Origin of the sequence: Anabaena sp. CCY 9402-a, assembly GCF_963920945.1 — a bacterium.
GTDB classification, from domain to species: domain Bacteria; phylum Cyanobacteriota; class Cyanobacteriia; order Cyanobacteriales; family Nostocaceae; genus Trichormus; species Trichormus minutissimus.
The window spans coordinates 23,677-44,496 of the sequence record NZ_CAWUDL010000014.1 but is presented as its reverse complement, the minus strand read 5'-3'; the positions used below and the strand labels follow the sequence as shown (position 1 = coordinate 44,496).

16 protein-coding genes and 1 pseudogene are annotated in these 20,820 nt (G+C 41.2%); 11 read left to right on the top strand and 6 right to left on the bottom strand.

Annotated elements, in window-relative coordinates:
- Positions 1-35: 35 nt before the first annotated feature.
- Entirely contained in the window at positions 36-1,019 is a 984-nt protein-coding gene (locus ACM0OR_RS07245) for a hypothetical protein (RefSeq protein WP_414575650.1), read from the bottom strand.
- A gap of 578 nt (positions 1,020-1,597) precedes the next feature.
- On the opposite strand from ACM0OR_RS07245, the gene ACM0OR_RS07240 reads away from it, so the two are divergent.
- The 5 genes from ACM0OR_RS07240 (at position 1,598) to ACM0OR_RS07220 (ending at position 7,494) form a co-directional block, all read left to right on the top strand.
- On the top strand, positions 1,598-2,350 hold the full coding sequence (locus tag ACM0OR_RS07240; RefSeq protein ID WP_190698334.1) for a winged helix-turn-helix domain-containing protein: 753 nt from the start codon (positions 1,598-1,600) through the stop codon (positions 2,348-2,350).
- Between the two features lie 58 nt (positions 2,351-2,408).
- Positions 2,409-3,740, top strand: coding sequence for an ATP-binding protein (locus ACM0OR_RS07235; RefSeq protein ID WP_414575649.1), 1,332 nt, complete (start codon positions 2,409-2,411; stop codon positions 3,738-3,740).
- Positions 3,741-3,768: 28 nt separating this feature from the next.
- Complete coding sequence (phoU, locus tag ACM0OR_RS07230; protein WP_323268103.1) at positions 3,769-4,437, top strand: phosphate signaling complex protein PhoU; 669 nt, start codon at positions 3,769-3,771, stop codon at positions 4,435-4,437.
- A 687-nt stretch (positions 4,438-5,124) separates the two neighbouring features.
- Positions 5,125-5,736, top strand: coding sequence for a Crp/Fnr family transcriptional regulator (locus tag ACM0OR_RS07225; RefSeq protein WP_414575648.1), 612 nt, complete (start codon positions 5,125-5,127; stop codon positions 5,734-5,736).
- Between the two features lie 147 nt (positions 5,737-5,883).
- Positions 5,884-7,494 carry an iron uptake porin gene (locus tag ACM0OR_RS07220; RefSeq protein WP_414575647.1) on the top strand — a complete coding sequence of 537 codons (1,611 nt, stop codon included), beginning with the start codon at positions 5,884-5,886 and terminating at the stop codon, positions 7,492-7,494.
- Between the two features lie 86 nt (positions 7,495-7,580).
- Here ACM0OR_RS07220 and ACM0OR_RS07215 read toward each other — a convergent pair whose 3' ends face one another.
- The gene (locus ACM0OR_RS07215; RefSeq protein WP_323268106.1) at positions 7,581-7,841 is read right to left on the bottom strand and encodes a hypothetical protein; all 261 of its coding nucleotides are present in this window, start codon (positions 7,839-7,841) and stop codon (positions 7,581-7,583) included.
- A 235-nt stretch (positions 7,842-8,076) separates the two neighbouring features.
- Between ACM0OR_RS07215 and ACM0OR_RS07210 the strand changes: the two genes are divergently transcribed.
- Positions 8,077-8,685, top strand: coding sequence for a DUF3318 domain-containing protein (locus ACM0OR_RS07210; protein WP_414575645.1), 609 nt, complete (start codon positions 8,077-8,079; stop codon positions 8,683-8,685).
- Positions 8,686-8,704: 19 nt separating this feature from the next.
- On the opposite strand, the gene ACM0OR_RS07205 is transcribed toward ACM0OR_RS07210, so the two are convergent.
- The 3 genes from ACM0OR_RS07205 to ACM0OR_RS07195 all read right to left on the bottom strand — a co-directional run bounded on the left by ACM0OR_RS07205 (position 8,705) and on the right by ACM0OR_RS07195 (position 13,495).
- The gene (locus ACM0OR_RS07205; RefSeq protein WP_414575644.1) at positions 8,705-10,363 is read right to left on the bottom strand and encodes a N,N-dimethylformamidase beta subunit family domain-containing protein; all 1,659 of its coding nucleotides are present in this window, start codon (positions 10,361-10,363) and stop codon (positions 8,705-8,707) included.
- A gap of 110 nt (positions 10,364-10,473) precedes the next feature.
- Positions 10,474-12,174, bottom strand: coding sequence for a glycosyltransferase (locus ACM0OR_RS07200; protein ID WP_414575642.1), 1,701 nt, complete (start codon positions 12,172-12,174; stop codon positions 10,474-10,476).
- A 73-nt stretch (positions 12,175-12,247) separates the two neighbouring features.
- Entirely contained in the window at positions 12,248-13,495 is a 1,248-nt protein-coding gene (locus ACM0OR_RS07195; protein ID WP_414575641.1) for a glycosyltransferase, read from the bottom strand.
- A 413-nt stretch (positions 13,496-13,908) separates the two neighbouring features.
- Between ACM0OR_RS07195 and cofH the strand changes: the two genes are divergently transcribed.
- The 5 genes and pseudogenes from cofH (at position 13,909) to ACM0OR_RS07170 (ending at position 18,714) form a co-directional block, all read left to right on the top strand.
- Positions 13,909-15,078 carry a 7,8-didemethyl-8-hydroxy-5-deazariboflavin synthase subunit CofH gene (gene cofH, locus ACM0OR_RS07190; protein ID WP_414575640.1) on the top strand — a complete coding sequence of 390 codons (1,170 nt, stop codon included), beginning with the start codon at positions 13,909-13,911 and terminating at the stop codon, positions 15,076-15,078.
- Positions 15,079-15,252: 174 nt separating this feature from the next.
- Positions 15,253-15,654: a photosystem II protein Psb27 gene (psb27, locus tag ACM0OR_RS07185; RefSeq protein WP_414575639.1), complete on the top strand. Its 402-nt coding sequence runs from the start codon at positions 15,253-15,255 to the stop codon at positions 15,652-15,654.
- Between the two features lie 297 nt (positions 15,655-15,951).
- On the top strand, positions 15,952-17,445 hold the full coding sequence (locus tag ACM0OR_RS07180) for a family 10 glycosylhydrolase (RefSeq protein WP_414575638.1): 1,494 nt from the start codon (positions 15,952-15,954) through the stop codon (positions 17,443-17,445).
- 43 nt (positions 17,446-17,488) lie between these two features.
- Positions 17,489-17,716, top strand: a pseudogene (locus ACM0OR_RS07175) (addiction module protein).
- A 368-nt stretch (positions 17,717-18,084) separates the two neighbouring features.
- Entirely contained in the window at positions 18,085-18,714 is a 630-nt protein-coding gene (locus ACM0OR_RS07170) for a Uma2 family endonuclease (protein ID WP_414575637.1), read from the top strand.
- Between the two features lie 164 nt (positions 18,715-18,878).
- Here ACM0OR_RS07170 and ACM0OR_RS07165 read toward each other — a convergent pair whose 3' ends face one another.
- On the bottom strand, positions 18,879-20,807 hold the full coding sequence (locus tag ACM0OR_RS07165; protein WP_414575636.1) for an SUMF1/EgtB/PvdO family nonheme iron enzyme: 1,929 nt from the start codon (positions 20,805-20,807) through the stop codon (positions 18,879-18,881).
- Positions 20,808-20,820: the final 13 nt, after the last annotated feature.

Sequence of the window (20,820 nt, the reverse complement as noted above, 5' to 3'; positions counted from 1 at the left end):
CATGTACATTTAATCACAAGTAAACAAATTGCTAATTATTTAGAAGTAGAACTATCAAAAGCTCTCATTGCCAAGTCTTGGGCTTGTTTTAATGTAGACTGTAATTGAGTTGATATACTTTCTATCTGTTCAGTTTGTTTCTGAATTGTTTCTTCCAGAGACTTGATTTTCAATTCATAGCTTTGCTTACTAGATTCCCATTCTTTCTCAAATAGATCAGCCTCTATCTTAGCTTTCTGGCTAGTATCTTTAATAGCTTCTTCCCTGGCTTTTTTAATTGCTTCTTCAACTTCATTAGGAAATGTTGCTACTGTTTGTTGAGATTGAGTAAATAAAGCCTGATGTTCATGCAAGAATTTTTCTCTCTCAGTCCAATCTTTATCTTTCTGTTGATTTTTTTCTTGTATATCTCTTTCTAATCTACGTTTTTCAGACTCATAAGTATCAGTATTCAGTTTATGTGTAGTTTCTATTTTATATTGATATTCCTCTTGCTCTTTCTGGCGTTCTTTGGCTAAAAAATCATTATATGTTTGTAGTGCTTCTTCAAAGTCTAATTGCTCTTTTTGCCAGTCTTTACGCTTAATTACGATTTCTTTTTCCAGTGATTCTTGCTTTGTGACAGTATCTTGCTCTAAATTTTTTAACTTTTCTTGATGCTCCTGTTGTAAAATATCTAGAGCATCGGCAACAATTCTAATTTTTTGCAGGTCTTGTAGGGTTTGAATTTCTATTTCTATAGCTCGATTAAGTTCATTTAATTTCGAGTTTTCTTGAGCTAATTTTTCAGCAAGACTATTGACAATGCTACCAAATTCTAACTGTAAGTCTGCTAAACCTTTGACAATACTATCAACAGTATACGTAGAGGCAACCGCCAAAATTTCTAGATTTTTAGCTTTATCTGCTTCTTCTTGTTTAGTGGCTATTTTTGATTCTAGTTTCTTCCTTTCATTCAGAATTTGTTGAAATGCTTGAATTAGTTGCTGTTTATTATCTTTAATTGCAACAGTTGTCATATTTCAACTCCCTTGAAGTGTAATAGTTGAGTAAGTAGTAAGTCATACCAAATAACTACTCTTTGCAGACATTTCAGAGTAGCCTGGAAATAAAGTTTATTGATGCAGTACAATTACGGAAATCAAGCAATAACCCTTACTTGAAGTACGGATGAATTATTCATGCCAAAGTTTATACGCTTTTTGCTGTGCTGCGACCTTTAAGATATAGTATTTATGTACTATTAAATATACTCAGATGCGTCTGCTATTGTCAAGCGTTGAGGAATAGGGGCTAGGGACTGCGTTAAAAATTTCTCCTCTGTTTTGCGTTCGACTGACAAGGCTAGAAGGAGTTTTGTTGAATGTCTCACAGAGGAGGTCTGCTCCCCTGGCTTCTGCTATAAGTTAATGTAAATGCGATCGCTTGCTTGCAACCAGAGTAATTTATGATATATGTATTACTGTTACAAACATTACTTTGTTTGCAAAGTAATTCACGATGGTGCAAACATGAATGCACTGAAAGCAGACAATTAACTCAAGCATCATCAAGCATGATATTGATACAAGCACAGGGTTAGACTTTTGTGATATCAATGTACACCAGTGAATCAATCAAATATTCTGCTAGAGCAGACATTGGACAAACGAGCCGTGTTCTGGTGGTAGAAGATGAAGAGCTAATCCAAGAAATGCTAGCTGTAGCATTAGAAGAAGAAGGTTATGGCGTAGTAACTGCCCCTGATGGGCGTTCTGCTGTGGAATATCTGAAAAATTTTGAGTCGAACGGGGGAGAATTTCCATTCGACTTAGTGATTCTGGACTTAATGTTGCCCCAAATCAATGGCTTAGATATTTGCCGCTTACTACGTCATCAAGGCAACCCAGTACCGATTTTAATGCTCAGTGCCAAAGGTAGCGAAACCGATCGCGTGTTGGGTTTAGAAGTAGGAGCAGATGACTATTTAACGAAGCCCTTCAGTATGCGGGAGTTAGTAGCACGTTGTCGCGCTTTACTCCGCCGCCAACGCCTCAGCACCCTACCACAGCTACCAGTCCTCAAATATAAAGAAGTCACCTTAAACCCCCAAGAATGCCGGGTGTTGGTACGTGGACAAGAAGTGAACCTTTCTCCCAAAGAATTCCGCCTATTGGAATTATTCATGAGTTATGCTCGCCGAGTATGGTCACGGGAGCAGTTACTAGATCAGGTGTGGGGGCCTGATTTTGTTGGCGATAGCAAAACTGTAGATGTTCACATCCGGTGGTTGCGCGAAAAATTAGAGCAAGACCCCAGCCATCCAGAATATATTGTGACTGTAAGAGGATTTGGCTATCGATTCGGGTAAGCTAGTCAGATAGTTGTTAGTTTTTAGTAATCACCAGCAACTAACAACTTAAACTCAAATGCTCTTATTGGGATTTCTTCTGGGTTTAGCGGTAGGCATTGGGTTTTGGATTTGGCAACAGGTTCAATTAAACCGCTACCTGGAGCGCGTACTCCAACCTTTAAACTCCCGCACTCCTAAAGTGACCATGCCTTGGCTACCCCGGCTAAGGCAAGAGCTTGTCATGCTCAAGCAGCAAGGACAAGACTGGCAGCAGTCACTACAAACTTACCAAGACCTGCTCGACTTTGCACCAGTGGGATATTTGCAAGTAGATGAAGAAAATCAACTGCTGTGGTGTAATCAACAAGCCCAGAAAATTTTGTATCTGCAAAGATGGCAACCAGGACAGGTACGCCTGTTGCTAGAATTAGTGCGTTCCTATGAACTTGACCGCTTGATTGAGCAAACTCGTGATGAGCAAGTAGCTAAAATTAAAGATTGGATGTTTCACCCTTCTTGTGATAATCCCGCAGAAATGCCCACAATCAAATCTTTGGCGTTGCGAGCTTCTAGTTTACCTTTACCTCACGGTCAAGTCGGCGTGTTTTTAGAGAACCGCCAACCCATACAGGATATGAACCAAGTGCGGGAACGCTCATTTTCCGACTTGGCTCATGAGTTGCGAACCCCATTAACTTCAATTCGCCTGGTAGTAGAAACCCTGCAAAATCGCTTAGACCCGCCTTTGAATCGTTGGGTTGACCGTTTAATGCAGGAAGTAGACCGATTGATTAACTTAGTGCAGAGCTGGCTAGAACTCACCCAAATGGAAACTAGTCTGGCGTTTCAATTACAAACTGAAGCAGTGGAATTGCGATCGCTCATTTTATCCGTTTGGGAAACTTTAGAGCCATTGGCACAACGACAAAATTTATCTCTTTCCTATTCTGGCCCTGAAAATATCTGGATTAAAGCCGATCCCGCCCGTATTTATCAAGTTTTTCTCAACTTGCTAGATAATAGTATTAAATATAGTCCCCCTGCTGCCAGCATTCAAATTCAAGCCAAAATATTGCAGCCAAAAGCTCATCAGGGGGGTGATATTACTTACCCAACTTTAGAAATCAATCTAATTGATTCTGGAGTAGGTTTTGCACCAGAAGATTTACCCCATATTTTTGAGCGATTTTATCGCGGAGATAAATCCCGGACTCATTCTTCCTTACCAGCAAATAGTCCAGTGGAAACTATTGTAGGTAATGGCTTGGGTTTGGCGATCGTGCGACAAATTGTTTTAGCTCATGGTGGTTCGATTAAAGCCATGAACCATCCCCAAACCGATGGCGCATGGATGCAGGTTCAATTCCCTGTGATGATGGCAAACTCTCAAAGCGAAGACTATAGTTAAGAATATCTTCACGTTTGAGACTACAAGTGTGAAAGTCGTTGTTTATAGTCCCAACTCTGCAAGTCCCCAGTTAGCACGCGCCATTAGGCGATTAGAACGGGATGTATTACGCATGGGAGCTTTGGTGGAACAATCATGTCGCCTGAGCCACCAAGCCTTATTTTCCCGTGACTTGCAAGCAGCAGAGGAAATTCCTCGATTAGATAAAAAAATTGATCGTTTTTATAGACAAATAGAATCAGACTGTACATCTATCATGACATTACAAGCACCTACGGCTCAAGATTTGCGCTGTTTAAGTGCTTTTATGCAATTAGTACGCGATTTAGAGCGAATTGGCGATTATGCTAAGGATTTAGCTGATATTGCCGTAAAAATCTTTCCTTATCCGCCCCACACCTCTTTACCAGAGATTGCCGTCATGTCTCATCATGCCCAAGCAATGTTAGCAACTAGTTTAGTTGCTTTAGCTGATTTAGATGCAGTCGGTGGACGGGGGATCAAACATTTAGATGATACCGTAGACAATGCCTACAATTGCGTGTATCAGACTTTAGCTCAACAACGAGATGTACAAGGTGTTGTTGAGCCAATTATCTTACTAGCTTTGGCGATTCGGTGTCTGGAAAGAATGGCAGATCATGCAACTAATATCGGTCAAAGGGTGGCGTACATCGTCACCGGTCAACGCTCCTAAATTATGCAGCATCATCAGTAACAGAGGATTGGCAAGTTCCTAATTAGCCAATCCTCTATTTTTTATGTCTTGGTTGCTATAAATCATGAAAACTTACTAAATATGAGTAACATTTTACTCAATCATTACCTTTCCTTAAACTTATAAAATTAAATTTGGCATGGTAATCAATAAATATCTCTGTGGATGGATGTCCATGCTGAAAATATATCTATAAGCAATACTTGTATGACACATAAGTAAAATTTAATTAATACTGTATATCGCCATATTTTAATAACACCCTATTTTAGAAACAGTTCAAAAATTTTATGAGAAAGTCAGCCAATATTTAAACTAATTAGTTTTATAAACTGCAATAAAAATAGATGAAATAATGAATACAAATAATCAATAATCAAAAAATATTAATAACAAATTGATGCTATCTATCGAACCATAAAACATTGAGAATAAGTGCTTCTACCAAAGCTCATAAATGCAAGAAAACCTCTTTGTTATAAATTTAAAACCCACCTGTATTCAGAAATACCAAATGTTATGGTAAATTAATTTTACCCCATAAAAATTATCTATCAAAAAAATAATATGAAAAATTATATATTTTATAGTGTGTAATGCTAAACGAATAATTAACTTTTAATAAATAAAAAATCTAGTAATTCCATTCTAGGAACATCCCCCATAATGTCATCGATAATTTTTCCGCCCGATTCTGCTACTTTAGCAAATAAATCTACCTTTAGTGAACGTTTATCACAAAGGCTATTTACCCGTCGAGAAGTCCTTGATCCTGTCAATGACGTACTTTGGCTAATTGATCGTGGAGCAGTTCGTACACTAACTTGGGGTGAAGACGGAACATTTATCACTCTAGGATATTGGGGGGCTGGTGATTTGATTGGATATCCTTTATCCAAAGTAAATCCTTATCAAATTGAATGCTTGACAAGTGTAGAGGTAAGCACTATTCCTGCACCACTTTGGCATCAATATATAAATGCTTTTGTTGCTCACATTCAAAATTCAGAAGAGCTTTTAAATATACTAAATCTCAAACCTATTTCACTACGTTTATGGGAATTTTTGGTATGGCTCAGTAAAAAATTTGGACGCGATGTGGAACAGGGGTGTCTGATTGAACTATATATTACCCATCAGGAAATAGCAGAAGTGTTAAGCACAACCAGAGTTACAATAACACGCCTGTTGCAAGAGTTTGAAACAGCAGAAATGCTGTTACGTTATCAACGCCGGATTATTCTATGCCTACCGAATAAACAACTAAGAATAAAGTAAAAAAAATTATAAATTCTCTTGTGTTAATTACAAGAAGATATGTATAATAACTACTGAATCTCATGTGTAAATTATCTTACGAAAATTAATTGAGTTTGAGATTTTACCATGACTTTGAACTCGTTGGTGTGAGCGGAAGTTAAGATCATGACAAAACTATTCTGGAACGCTTTAAAAGTAAGTCCAGCCGTTTTTGCGGCTACATTTTTGGCTGCTAACAGTGCTTTGGCTGGGGAAGTGAATGAAAAGGTGACAAGTGTTACCCAATTGACTCAAGCATCTCAAGAAATCGGTCAAGTAACATCTGTATCACAATTTTCAGACGTTCAGCCTACTGACTGGGCTTTCCAAGCTTTGCAATCTTTAGTTGAGCGTTATGGTTGTATCGCAGGTTATCCCAACGGCACATACCGTGGGAACAGAGCGTTGACTCGGTATGAGTTTGCTGCTGGTTTGAATGCTTGTTTAGACAGAGTTAATGAACTAATTGCTACAGCTACAGCTGATTTGGTAACAAAGGAAGACCTCTCTACCTTGCAGCGTTTGCAAGAAGAATTTTCTGCTGAATTGGCAACCCTGCGCGGTCGTGTAGATGCTTTAGAAGCTCGTACTGCTGAATTGGAAGCTAATCAGTTCTCTACTACCACAAAGTTGAAGGGTGAAGCTATCTTCGCTTTAGCTAGTGCTTTTGGTGATGAGAGAGCAGGTGGAGGCGATCTTGCAGATAACCCAGTCTTTGCTTACCGCGCTCGTTTGAGTTTGGAAAGCAGCTTTATGGGTTCAGACAAGTTGCAGATTCGTTTGCAAGCTCGTAACGTTCCTCAATACAGTGGAGCTAACACTGGCACTAACATGACTCGTTTGGGTTTTGATGGTGTTACTGGTACATCTGGTAATAGTCTTGGTACTAACGTTGAAATTGATAAGGTGAACTATGAGTTCAACTTAAGTGAGGCAATCAAAGTCAAGGTTGATGCTGTTGGTGCTGAACTCTGGAATAACACTAATGTTTTCAACCCAGACCTCAGAAGTAGTGGTTCAGGTTCTATCTCTCGCTACGGACGTTTCAGCCCCATTTATCGTGCATCATCTCCTGGTGGCGCAGGACTCACCGTAACGGTTAGTCCTGGAGGTCCTATTAGCTTTACAGGCGCATATCTTGCACCCAGAGCTAGCAACCCTACCGATGGTAATGGTTTGTTCGATGGTGCTAACGCCATTTTCGGTCAAATAGACTTTAAACCCAGTCAGGCTCTAAATTTAGGTTTTACCTACTCTCGCACTTATCAAAACTCTGCCAATGGTATAAATCTATTTGGTAGTCAGGGTAGTTCTGCTGCTAACAATCCTTTTAGTAATGCTGCTACCTCAGCCAATAACTACAGTATTCAAGCTAACTTCCGTCCCAGTGCTAATATTGGGGTTGGCGGTTGGGTAGGTTATACCGATGCTCAGGCGGAAACAGGTGCTGATAGAGATGCAGATGTTTGGTACTGGGCTGCTAATTTAGCGTTGAGAGATTTTGGTCGCGAAGGTAACACATTGGGTGTGATTTTTGGTCAGCCACCCAAACTTACAGGTGGTAATGGAATCACCAGAGACTCTGACACTTCCTATCACTTAGAAGGTCTTTATAAGATGAGGCTGACCGACAACATTAGTGTTACTCCTGGTTTATTGGTAATCTTTAATCCTGAACACAACAACGACAACGACACCATCTATGTTGGTACTATCCGCACAACCTTCAGTTTCTAAATTTGGTAATGGTTGAGTAATGATAGTAAAAACCTAACTAAACGTGAAAGCCCGCCTAAAGGTGGGCTTTTGTTGTGATGGGAAATTTATTCAGAGCTAGAATCTTGAGGCTTTACTAAATTCGACGGAGGCCGATCGCTACTCCAAGCCCACCATACACAACCACACCGACAGTTGTAAAACTCCTGCCATTTACGGCGATGATTTTCTGTGAATACAGGCGATCGCCGATTAATCCAAACTTGTACAGCTTCTAAGCTACTGGCGCGACAACTAGGACAGCAAAACTTATAAGCGTGAATTGCCTTATCTGTCCATTCAGGCGGGATGGGAGCAAAAGCGTCCATGTATTAATTCGTAGTTCGTAATTCGTAATTCGTAATTAAGAAAGCTAATCGGTGTTTTTTCTGACACCATCATCATCATAATAGAATACATGGTTAGAGTTGAGCGTTGGGTGTTATTCAGCTTGCGCGAGGGAGAATGCCGTTTGTTGCAAGTAGTCCAAGTGAGTATGGGTGGATTTTTGCAAAATCAGTTTTCTAATTACGAATTACGAATTACGAATTACGAATTATTTTCATGGAGTCTAAGATTGAAATTCGCCGTTTATTAGATGTGATGCCTGCTTCTGGGCGCATGACATCTAAAATTGTTAGTAAACCAGAGCAAACCAAGGTGATAGATGCTGCTTTTCCCTTACCTTGGAATCAGGAACGACCGATATATATTAATTTTGATTTATGGGGTCGCCTGTCGAAACCGCAACGGGATTTACTACTTTTGCAGAAAGTTGCTTGGTTAACGGGGGTGAAATGGTTTAAACCGGATATTTATCAAGGTGTAGCTTTGGCTGGGTTTATAGGTGCATTGGTGGAATCTACACAGTCAGATTTTGTAGGTGTAGCTGTAGGTGGGGGATTAAGTGCGATCGCTCTCACGCGCATTTGGCGTAAGAATAAATCTCCAGAATTATTGATAAATGCTGATTTAGCAGCTATTAAAGTAGCCCAAAGACGGGGTTACTCAGAAATAGAAGCTGCACAACATTTGTTAGGTGCTATTGAAACAGTCAGCAAAATTGAAGGTAATTCCAGCTTAAATTTTACTGATTTAATTCGTTGTCAAAATTTAAGAGCGATCGCCGGTTTGTCACCAATTGGTGTACCAGAGAATTATGAGACAAGGTAGAAAATATTTTCTCAATCCCCTATTTCCCTATCATCCTGTCCAGAATATTCTGTGTAATAGCCTGTGCATCAGGACTTAATACCGATGAGCGTAACTTTGGCGCATTGTAATCATCTAATCCCCAACTCCACTGTATCGAACCAGTTGCAAATACCATTGCGCCAGAATCTGCTGTGTACATCGTCATATCTGAGTACCTAGTTCTGCCTTTATATCGATAAGGTGAATGGGCTAGGCGTATTGTATTAGTTGGGGTGTAGCCAAACATTCGATCAACTTCGTAGCCTAAAAGTCCTTTCAGACGCATTTCCTTGGGTGGTGCTTTGCTATTGCTCTGTACTGATGCTGTATCATTATCCTGGGATAATTGTGTTCCAGTCAGCAACCAATTGGGTGCTGTATTATTAATAACAATATCAGCGTTAACTTCAAATGTTTCATACATCACGCCTATCAATGCTTCCTCTGGACGATTGACAGGTTTGCTACGCCAAAGGGTTGTCACTAAGAAATCATTTGTGGGATCTCGATCTCTGGCAAATGGATCTAAAGCCATACTTTCTTTGTAAGCTACGATGGTACGATTCATATCTTGAGTAATAAGACTAGGCTCAAAGCGAATTTGCCAGTAGCAGGTGTTAGCAGAGAAAAATCCCAGATTTAAACCGTTATCTCTAGCTGTTTCTACATTTTGCCGCATCTTTGTCGACCAATATTCATCATGCCCTACTGAAAGAAAGGCTTTGTGCAACCACAACATGGGTTTGGTAGTATCCATGTCCAAAGGATTTTCGTGGGTATCAATATCTGTAATGTAAGTAACATTGTAGCCAGAACGTTCTAGCCATCTCACCATGTTGTATTCCCAACCAGCGTTAGAAGTTCTTCTTGGTGGTTGGACATTCGTTAAAAATTCTCCTGCACCTACTCCGTAGGCGGCGGCTGAATTGGGGCTAGCAGCATAGGGACGGTTAAAGGAAACTTTTTGTGCTTGTTTAGCCTGACTATTCCAACGATACAGGGACATCCCACCCCAATTATTGTAGGCTTGGTGGGTAGTGACGCTTGACTGAAACAGAATATCAGAAGGGCGACTATCATCACGCACAACAAAGATGATGTAGCTTTGCTTGCCACTTTTACTAGCAGTCAGTTTTGCTAAATAAAAACCACTAGCCCACTGTGTCGGATCTCTCGGATTGTACGGTATTTTCAGAGTGTATGGATCTTTCCAATTACATTCAATCAGTCCGGTGGCTTTATCTATAATTGGCCGTGGTTGCTTGACTCCTACTCGTTTAATATCAGCAGCCATTTGCCTACCACCAGCACCACCATACCAACCCATCCGAAAGATTTCTATGGTGTAGTTTGGCTCTTTAGTATTGACAAATAACTTAATTGTGTCACCACGATTCACACTAGTCAGAGAAGCATAACCTTCTATTTCTCGCCTAGTTGCAGGTTTCGTCAACTGCCAATCTGTAGTCCCTATTTTTTGATTTTCAATGATGATGGGGTTATTTTGCTGATTGAGGTTTGGTAATTCTGCCTCGATGGGCTGCACTCCGCCATAGGCGATCGCATACGGTTGGTAAAAAAATATGATGGTGGCGATACTGAGCAAGAATGGCAATACAGCACTGGTAAAAAAATTTAATGGATGTCTAGATAACATTACAGTCTCAGAGATTGTAACCAATCAAATTTGCACTATCTTTTGATTGTTTCACGTTGACTCTTACTTATATCTCAACATACACAAAATATTTACCTACTTAGCACTTTTCATCTACCAGAGTTGGATGAGCAGTGATAAATTTTGTACTCATAGCCGTTTACGCCTGGCAAAGATTGAGTATCAGATGCACATTCTTTGACTGATTCGCCTATGGGAGCATGAAAATTCACTAGCCATAAATCAAACGGTCGTGGCAATTTATTTAAAGTCTTTTCTAAGGTATTAGTGGAAATCTGAGGATCATGGTCTTGATTAGCTAGAAGAAATAACGGAGAGGGAAAGTCAATATTTCTGATTCTGAACTCTCTGGCTATGCCCATCATTTCACCAATCTGCACATGAGTTACCTGTGTAGTGGCAATGAGAACAGGAACTTGCGATGTTTGCTGAATTAATTTTACAAACAGGTCAGGGCGATAATATTTCTGATAACCAAGATTACAGATGACTGTAACCGCGCTGATAAACCCCATTAGCCAAATCGCTATGACGGCTTTTTTTCCCTGGGAACTGTGCCAAGTTGCAGCTAAACTAGCTCCTAGTAAAGCTATAACAGAGGGAAAGTAAACGAAGTTATAACGCGCACCCCTAGTTAAGTCTATACCTAGAAAATAGGTAAAGACAAAAAATAAAGCGATCGCGTAGGCAACGACTCCCATTAATATCTGCGTCACAAAACGGGTTTCGGGTTGTTGTAAGTTTGCTTTTAAACCCCGGACTAAAATTGGTGCTGCCCAAATTATAAATATCAGCATTACCAAGCCAGAAGCAATCACAATCAACAACTGTGGGGCTTCGACTGGTAGCAAGTAAAGCATCGTTACCCAGGCCGCAAAAGCCTGAAAAAATGGACTTAACCAAGCAAATCCTTGACGGGGTTGCTGTATCCAGTCTGTTAATTGCTCGCCATAGCTATTTTGTAAAAATACTGGTAGCCAAACTATACCAGCGATAAAAGTACCCAGAGCAACAGCATAAATCCGCCGCCAAGGGGGAGATAAAAAAACTTTGGGATTAGTTCGGATTTGCTGCCCAGCCAGAACTATTAACACTAGGCCTTCTGTCAACAGCGTCAGAACAAAGAAATAATGAGTCGCAATCCCCAAGGCATTAATTATTATCCAGCTTAGTGCTATGTTAATGGGTATTTGTGTCTGGTTTTGAATGTGGCGAGTGGCTATCACAAAGCAGGCGAGGGAAGCAATCACCCACAAAATCACCAAACTGTAGTGACGGGCTTCTTGTGCCAAAAAGATGGCGTATGGTGATACAGCCATCATCGCTGCCGCTAAATGACCCACTAAGCGGGAACGAAAGGCAATCCAGCTAAAGACATAAATTACCGGGATAGATACAGCACCTAAAATCGCTGCTAGAGATCGCGCCCCCCACAAAGAAACTAAACCCTGTTGTGTGGGAAATAATTGCATCCACAAGTGGGCTAAACCGAAGTAAATCGGGGGATGGTTGGTTTCATGACTCAGGTGTCTCCAGACATCATGAAGATTCGCAGCTGGTTGTGGTTGCAGTGGTTGCAATAAAATGTCAGGTGCGATCGCTTGATCTAAAGGTACTCCTAAAAAACTATTTCCTAAGCTAAAAACCAATGTAGAAAATTCATCAGTCCAAGGAGGCTTGGTAGTCAAGTTGGTTAAACGTAAGCCGAGTCCGATGATTAACCAGATCAGCAACAGTAAAGGATGAAACCAACGAGATGAGATGGTAGAGTGCCAATTATACAAACGCATCTATGTCTTTGCTAGAGCCAGAACAGGTCAATTTGTATATATTAGACTCACATGGTTGATTTCAGTTCGCTGACTATTTCACATCAGTCACCCGCCAGCTAAGTTTTAAGTTCACCCAGAAATTCCAGACTGTAGCAAATGCGATCGCAATTAGGTTAGCAACATAGCGGTTAGAAATCAGGAAATTAAATACTAAATTCAACACCAAGACATTCAAAACTAACCCAGCCAAACAAATCACGTTGAACTTCAAAAATCGCTTTAGCCGTTGATGCCATTCTTGCTGTCTCATGGAGACATCCGCAAACGTCCAAGCATCATTCCACAAGAAGTTATTGAAAATTGCAATTTCCCCAGCAATGATTTTACTGCGAGTCAAAGGCAAAGCCAAGGTAGACGGATCACTGAGTAAATAGAGCATCACCATATCGACAAATACCCCACTCAGCCCCACTAAGCCAAACCGCAAGAATCTACCCATCGGAAAGCCTTCTACACTCTGACTCAAGCGTTTCCAGCCACCTGTAGACAGCCGCAACCGAATTAAGTGGTGAATATAGTCCACATATTGCTTCCACGTAACTTTACTTTCACCCTCTTTGCGCTCGCAGAATACGTAACCTACTTCGGCAATATTTTCTACATTACCCCGCCCAATCACCTCTAGGAGAATTTTGTACCCGACGGGATTAAGTGTCGCCCCCACAATGCTCCTACGTTGCACCATAAAATAGCCACTCATGGGGTCAGAAACTCTTCCCAAAACTCCCGGTAGTAAAATTAACCCCAACAATTGCGCCCCACGAGATAAGAAACGTCTTACTGCACTCCAACTACTGACACCACCGCCATCTACATGACGGCTGGCTACTGCCATATCTGCTCCCTGTACAATTTGAGACAGCAATTGTGTTAAAACTTCTGGTGGATGCTGCAAATCCCCATCAATTACTCCTAAAACCCTACCTCTAGCGACTTGCCACCCACGAATCACTGCTGAAGATAGTCCTCTTTCCCCTTGTCGCCTCATCACCCGCAACTGTTGGTATTTACTAGTTAAGGATTGAGCTACTTCCCAAGTCAAATCAGGACTATCATCATCCACAACTATTAGTTCATAGTCTCCTGGAATATATTCATCTAATGTTTGAGTCAAAATTTTGACAACATTCTGAATATTGTCCCGTTCTTTGTAAGTAGGAATCACCAAGGACAAGTAAATATTTTGGTCAATTGTTCCTAAACTAGTAGGCGGTAAATCAGAAATCTGCAACGGGCCATTTGGGACTGCTAACAATGCGCTGGATGAGTTGACATTCATAAACTAGATTACAAATCACAAGATAGAGTTTACAAAATGATGGTGTTCTGGTCTTCCACAGGAGAGCATCGACTTTTGGCAGGCTATTCACCGAGAATGGATGCTCCCTTCCACAAAAACCAGTTTCTTGAAGCTAGTTTCTGGCAACCCTGGATTTATCAATATATTTGCTTATACGTAATTTTGGTCATAATACCAGTAATCTCCTCACCATACTTTGATGATTATGTTAAGTATTCACCCTAGAATTATAAAGAATTGCCGTCTTAATTATACTAAAAGTCGTGTTTTATTAAGCTTCAGTTCAAGGCTAAGTAATGTTGCACACGAATATGAAATTTGTATACTTTTTAGTAAGATTAAATGCAAAAATAAGACTATAAATTTTTGTAGCTAATTTTTATTAATTTACTGTGAATAAAAATCCTATTGATGCTGTTATTGACCGCGCTCTTTTAGGGTATGATCTATCTCCGGCTGAGGGGATGGCATTGTTAACACAAACTCACCCTGAAGCGATCGCAGCTATTTGTGCCACGGCTGACAAACTCCGCCAGCAGCAAGCCGGGGATACGGTTACTTACGTAATTAACCGGAATATTAACTTTACTAATATTTGTGAGCAACATTGTAGCTTTTGTGCTTTTCGTCGAGATGATGGAGACACTGGTGCTTACTGGTTAGATTGGCAGCAAATTCTGGAAAAATCTCAAGATGCTGTGCAGCGTGGTGCAACAGAAATTTGTATGCAGGGAGGATTAAACCCACAAGCACAAATTGACGGTAAATCCTTGTCTTACTACCTCAAGTTAGTAGAAACGATTAAGCAAGAGTTTCCCCAGATTCATCTCCACGCCTTTTCTCCCCAAGAAGTAGAATTTATTGCCCGCATTGATGGCTTAACATATGCTGATGTTATTAAAGCTTTGCGAGATGCAGGTGTTGCTTCGATGCCAGGAACAGCAGCTGAAGTTTTAGATGATGAAGTGCGGCGTGTCCTGTGTCCAGAAAAAATTGACACAGCTACTTGGCTAGAAATTGTCAGCACAGCACACCAATTAGGCGTGTATACAACCAGTACCATGCTATCAGGGCATATTGAAACCCCAGCCCAACAAATTGGGCATTTAGAAAAATTGCGATCGCTCCAACAAACGGCTGTCCACGAGAGATATCCCGCCCGAATTACTGAGTTTATTCTGCTACCTTTCGTTGGACAAGAAGCACCAAAATCCTTACGTCGTCGTGTCGGACGTGACCAACCAGTATTAGCAGATGCTTTACTATTAGGTGCTGTAGCACGGATTTACTTAGGTAATTGGATTTCTAACCATCAACAGAGTTGGGTCAAACTGGGACTAGATGGCGCAACAGCAGCTTTAGATTGGGGTTGCAACGATATCGGCGGCACATTAATGGAAGAGCATATTACAACTATGGCCGGTGCTGTAGGTGGTACTTGTATGGATGTGGAAACCTTACAACAAGCGATCGCTTCCGTAGGCAGACCTTACCAGCAACGAGATACTCTCTATCAAAAGATAGAGCTAGAGGTAAAGAACAACATTGCTATTAGAAAATAATTCTTGACTACTCACCACTCACCACTCACCACTCACCACTCACCACTCAGCACTCAGCACTCAGCACTCAGCACTCATTACTCAGCACTCATCACTCATTACTCAGCACTCACTTGATCCCCAAGATACCAATCCAAGATACGATGGACGTTGATTTACGTATCGTTTTACATAATGCTTATGAAACGCTATTGGTCGCGTCTGCTTGCCCTCGTCTTGGTGGTTGCCATTGGCTTAGTAGGCTGTGGTAGTCCGGATAGTTTAACAGGAGATTACCGCCAAGATACCTTGGCTGTAGTCAATACCTTAAAACAAGCCTTAGAAGTATCCCCAGATTCACCAGAAAGAGCAGCAATTCAAGCAGAAGCTAGGCAAAAAATTAATGATTTTTCGGCTCGCTACCAACGGGCTAACTCTGTTGTAGGTCTGAGTTCCTTTACAACTATGCGAACAGCCCTCAACTCTCTGGCTGGACACTACAGTTCTTACCCTAACAGACCCGTACCAGAAAAGCTCAAAAATCGTTTAGAACAAGAATTCCAGCAGATAGAATCAGCACTCCGGCGAGGTGCTTAATTTTCCTCCTGCTATATTTTTATAGTCAAGAGTCAGAAATATAGAGGCTCTTGACTATAGTCATTAGTCATTATTTTTCCCAGTCCCCAATCACTCTGCTGATAAATATCCCGTTGGTAGGATGTTGTTGTTTAACCTACTCTTATAACTTTACAGAATAAAACATTGTGATATCGCAAACATAGGATTTAGGATTCAAGCTTCAAAACCCTTGATTGTAAGATATAACATCTGATACACGTTCACCCTAATGTTTGCAATAGTGTGAATGATTTGTTTGTTCTGTTTTAATCCAGTATGTTTAACCATTCCTTCCAGTGTGTGAGAGTGAAATTACTTTGGCAACATTTCTTTACTGCTATTTTTAGCAGTAGTTTGTTAATTCCCTACTTGGCGATTCAACCAGCACAAGCGCAAGTTACAGAATATTGTCGGATATCACCAGCCGCTACTAAAACAAAAGAAAATTTACGTTTATTAGCCCTCAAAGGTAATAAAGATGCCCAGAGACGCTATCAGCAATTAATCCAAAAACACGCCAAAGAAGTACAACAGTGTCGCAACCGTACTTGGCCAAAAACTCAAGCTCTCTGGATACGTTTATATCCCTGTGATTTGAAGTCAGGGGCTATAGATCAGATTATGGATCGGATAGTCAATGATGGCTACAACCAAGTTTATGTAGAAGCATTCTATGATGGGCGAGTATTGTTACCCGCAGCAGCTAACCCCACAGTTTGGCCTTCAGTGATTCGCAATCCTGGTGCAGAAAAAGTTGACTTACTCGCCACAGCAATTAAACAGGGAAAGCAACGCGGGTTAAAAGTTTATGTTTGGTTGTATACCAACAATTTTGGCTATAGTTATGCACTGCGCCGAGATAGAGAAGCTGCGATCGCACGTAATGGTAAGGGTCAAACTAGTTTATATGTTGTTAATGATAGCAATCAAGTATTTATCGACCCCTACAACGAACAAGCTAAACGCGACTACTACCGCCTCGTACAAGAAATCTTACGCCGTCGCCCCGATGGTTTATTGTTTGACTATATCCGTTATCCCCGTCAAGCCGGTAGTAATTCCATCGCCACCAAAGTTACAGATTTATGGTTATTTACTAAAGCTACCCAAGAGGCTTTATTTCGCCGCGCCCAAAATAACCAAGGACTAGAGTTAATTCGGCGTTTCTTAGGTAAAGGATACGTCACAGCAGGAGATATTAGTGAAGTTGATCAACTTTATCCCCAAGAAAATCAACCGATGTGGCAAGGACGTGTGATTACAGCACAAGAAAAATCACTCCTGTCACCTAGCGAGCGACAACCACTACTACAAACAGAATTATGGTTGCTGGCTGTAGCCCATGCCATGCAAGGTATTATAGATTTTGTCACCTTAGCTAGTCACCCAGCAAAACAACTTGGTATTCCCTCTGGCGTGGTATTTTTTCCAGAAGGCAACCAAATGGTGGGACAAGGATATGATTCTCGCTTGCAACCTTGGGATCAGTTTCCTAGTTCCTTAGAGTGGCATCCCATGTCTTATGGAACTTGTGGTAACGTTAGCTGTATTGTAGAGCAAGTACAACGAGTTATCAGTCTATCCAAGCCAGGTACACAAATAATTCCGGCTTTAGCTGGCAAATGGGGAGGCTCAGTGAGTAATCGTCCCTCATTAGAAGCACAAATGCAAGCATTAAAACAATTTGCACCTAAGCTAAAAGGGGTAAGCCATTTTGCCTATTCTTGGCAATATCCAGAAAATGATAGCGATCGCAAATTCTGCCGTTAGAGTTCTGTAAAATAGGTAAAAGCTAAACTCTCACACTGTACTAATGAGTTCACATCCACTATTGAAAGTTGACATTTCTCAACTCAGCGTTGCAGAGCGTATTCAACTAGCTGAAGATTTATGGGACAGTATCTCTGAACAAGCAGAAGACGTTACTTTGAGCGAAGTGCAGAAACAAGAATTAGATCGGCGATTAGCAAGTTATTAGAATAATCCAGCCAATGGTTCTAGTTGGGAGGATGTGAAAAAACGTTTAGGCTTCTCCAGATGAACCATAACCTGATTATCAGGTAAGAAGAGCTTTAGTCCGTCGATTTCCTTAGAGGCTGTTTGAAAAGTTTTGTCAGGTATCCTTTGTCATTCTGAGTGGAGCTTTGCGGAAGGTTCGCGAAGCGTTCCGTAGGAAAGAATCCGCGTTTTTACCGTTACACTGGGATGCTTCCTTCGTCAGCATGACATAAAAGGGGACTTTTCAAACACCCTCTTACACAATTCTCTACATTTTTGACCAAGACACGAGCGGGACGTTAGTCCATTGCGAATTGCGAATTGCGAATTGCGAATTGCGAATTGCGAATTGCGATCGCTTTCCCTGTTTCCATCCTCTAAAATAAAGCCATAAGATTTTCGGTTGAACTTATGACTGCAACACTGCTGACACCACCGCATGAAATCATTCACCTGACGGGGATTAGCTGGCAGACTTATGAGAGATTACTAGAAGAATTAAGCGATCGCCGTCTCCGGTTGACTTACAATCGTGGCAACCTAGAAATTATATCCCCATCCCCAGAACATGAAAGATTTAAGAAAGTTGCAGGGCGTTTTGTTGAGACAATCGCTGAAGAACTGGATATAAGTATAGAACCCTTGGGTTCAACTACTTTAAAACGTCCTGAACTGGGTGGTGCAGAACCAGATGAATGTTTCTATATTCGTAATATTGCCCTGGTTCGGGGAAAAAAACGACTGGACTTAACACAAGACCCCGCACCTGATTTAGTCGTGGAAATTGATGTCACCAGCAGTTCTGATAGTCGTCTACGAGTCTATGCAGATTTGGGTGTAGCAGAAGTTTGGATTTATAACGGGGAATCTCTGGTGATTAAACAATTACAAAATGACACCTATATTACCTGCCAAACTAGTCAATTCTTTGTTAACTTACCCATTCCAGAAATTGCTCGATTTTTGCAACAAGCCGAAACAATGGATTATCTGGAATTAGTAAAAATATTTCGTGATTGGGTGAAAAGTCAGTTGTCTTGACTTAGGTCAGATCCCCGACTTCTTTGAGAAGTCGGGGATCTAGAGGTTGGGTTGCAGTTTGATTAAATTTTGAACTTCGTGTATAATGGTCTTGATATCTAGAAACTACATTTAGAAGAATTTTTTCCGCCCAACGGCGTTGGAAAAAGAAGGGTAAAGAATCCTCACGCCACAGTCACCACGCGAAAACCAACATTGCTGTTAGGAGTCTCGCCCGCTATACCATTGCGATCGGCAGAACGGCAATTCCTGGCATCGCCGATCCAACCACTGCCACGCAGTATCTTTATGTTATTACTGCTACCTGTTAACCACGCACTACCATCTATTGGCGCGCCTTGGTAGCTATCATTATATACATCTTGACACCATTCCCATACGTTACCACACATATCATATAAACCGAAAGAGTTTGGCGGAAATATTCCTACATTTGTTGTTTGTTCACGATATTCACCTTTGGGTGCAGAACCGTAGGGAACGTTACCGTTGTAGTTCACTAAATCTGGGGTGATGGTTTCCCCAAAATAAAACGGCGTAGTTGTCCCTGCTCGACAGGCGTATTCCCATTCTGCTTCGCTAGGTAGTCTGTAGGTTTTTCCTGTCTTCTGGCTCAATTTTTCACAAAACTCTACCGCATCATTCCAACTGACTTGTTCTACAGGTCTTTTCTCTCCTTTGAAGTTAGCAGGATTTGTTCCCATAATGGCTTGATATTGTTCCTGGGTGATTTCATATTTCCCCATGAAGAAGCCGGGAACTCTCACCTGACGCTGAGGACTTTCTCTATCAAGTCTTTCCGCCTCGCTTGCCGGTGAACCCATTGTAAATGTTCCCCCTGGTATCTGCACCATTTCTAAGCTGACACCATTCCCCAAGTCTTCTGCAAAATATCTTGCTTGCTCATTGCGGCGGTTGGTGATGTTTCCTCTTGCATCTACCGTCACCGTTTCAAATTGAAAGGTTTGTAAGCTATTCGAGGAAGTAGGAGACGAGAGACGCGGACTATTTGTAGGTTCTGGTGTCGTTTTTATGTCAGGTATGCTGATTTCTCCAGAATCAGACTGAGATAGGCGCGGTATTACAATCGCTAAACCCAACCCAGCACCCGCAAACCCAACTGTTTGTATTACCTTTCGCCTTGACCAAGGAATGATGATTTTTGTAGGTGTTGGCGGTGGTGTGGGTATAGTTGGCTGTACTTGTCGCTGTTGTCGCTGTTGTGGCTGTGGTATTGGTATAGTTGGCGGTACTTGTCGCTGTTGTGGCTGTGGTGATTTAAGTGCTGTCAACGCCTCCACTGCGGAAGGGTATCTATCCCGAAAGTAATAACTCACCATCTTATTTAACACATCTGCCAACTTCTCGCTGACATTTGCCCAATTGCGCCAAATTACTTCACCGTCAGTAGGGTCTTTTGGTAGTTCACTAGGTTGTAAGCCAGTTAAAGCTTGAATCCCTAACATCCCCACTGCATAGACATCACTGCTTAACTTTGGTTGTCCGGCTGCTTGTTCACTGGGCATATAACCAAGACTACCAATGGCAACGCTAAAACTCGTTTGACCTTGGGTGTTCACCATCATAGTGTTCACTTCTTTAACTGCACCAAAGTCAATCAGGACTATTTTACCATCTTGACGGCGACGCATTAAGTTTTGCGGTTTGATGTCACGGTGAATAATGTTCTTTTTATGAACTACTGCTAATATTTCTAATATTTCTTGTAATAGTTTGGTGACTGCTATTTCTGTTAACTTTTCACCGGGAATAATTTCATGGCTTAAGTCTTGACCATCTACAAATTCTTGCACTAAGTAAAATTCGCCCTTTTCTTCAAAGTGGGCGAAGAGTCGCGGGATTTGGTCGCTATCATTGCCTAACTTATATAAAACCTGCGCCTCACTATCAAATAATCTTCTGACAATTTGTAAAACTGCGGGGTCAGAGTTGGGTTTAAGGTGCTTGACTACACACTTTGGCTGTCCGGGTAAGTCTATATCTTGGGCTAGATATGTATCGCCAAATCCACCACTACCGAGGATTTTGGTAATTTTATAGTGGTTGCGGAGGATGTCACCGGGCTGAGGCATGGTTTTTGAGTTT

Excerpts from the sequence above, each read along its gene's own strand:
- ACM0OR_RS07205 (WP_414575644.1), bottom strand. The coding sequence starts at position 10,363 with ATGTTATCTAGACATCCATTAAATTTTTTTACCAGTGCTGTATTGCCA.
- ACM0OR_RS07215 (WP_323268106.1), bottom strand. The coding sequence starts at position 7,841 with ATGGACGCTTTTGCTCCCATCCCGCCTGAATGGACAGATAAGGCAATT.
- ACM0OR_RS07210 (WP_414575645.1), top strand. The coding sequence starts at position 8,077 with ATGGAGTCTAAGATTGAAATTCGCCGTTTATTAGATGTGATGCCTGCT.
- ACM0OR_RS07235 (WP_414575649.1), top strand. The coding sequence starts at position 2,409 with ATGCTCTTATTGGGATTTCTTCTGGGTTTAGCGGTAGGCATTGGGTTT.
- ACM0OR_RS07245 (WP_414575650.1), bottom strand. The coding sequence starts at position 1,019 with ATGACAACTGTTGCAATTAAAGATAATAAACAGCAACTAATTCAAGCA.
- ACM0OR_RS07225 (WP_414575648.1), top strand. The coding sequence starts at position 5,125 with ATGTCATCGATAATTTTTCCGCCCGATTCTGCTACTTTAGCAAATAAA.
- ACM0OR_RS07165 (WP_414575636.1), bottom strand. The coding sequence starts at position 20,807 with ATGCCTCAGCCCGGTGACATCCTCCGCAACCACTATAAAATTACCAAA.
- ACM0OR_RS07170 (WP_414575637.1), top strand. The coding sequence starts at position 18,085 with ATGACTGCAACACTGCTGACACCACCGCATGAAATCATTCACCTGACG.
- ACM0OR_RS07220 (WP_414575647.1), top strand. The coding sequence starts at position 5,884 with ATGACAAAACTATTCTGGAACGCTTTAAAAGTAAGTCCAGCCGTTTTT.
- psb27 (WP_414575639.1), top strand. The coding sequence starts at position 15,253 with ATGCTTATGAAACGCTATTGGTCGCGTCTGCTTGCCCTCGTCTTGGTG.
- ACM0OR_RS07195 (WP_414575641.1), bottom strand. The coding sequence starts at position 13,495 with ATGAATGTCAACTCATCCAGCGCATTGTTAGCAGTCCCAAATGGCCCG.
- ACM0OR_RS07240 (WP_190698334.1), top strand. The coding sequence starts at position 1,598 with ATGTACACCAGTGAATCAATCAAATATTCTGCTAGAGCAGACATTGGA.
- ACM0OR_RS07200 (WP_414575642.1), bottom strand. The coding sequence starts at position 12,174 with ATGCGTTTGTATAATTGGCACTCTACCATCTCATCTCGTTGGTTTCAT.
- ACM0OR_RS07180 (WP_414575638.1), top strand. The coding sequence starts at position 15,952 with ATGTTTAACCATTCCTTCCAGTGTGTGAGAGTGAAATTACTTTGGCAA.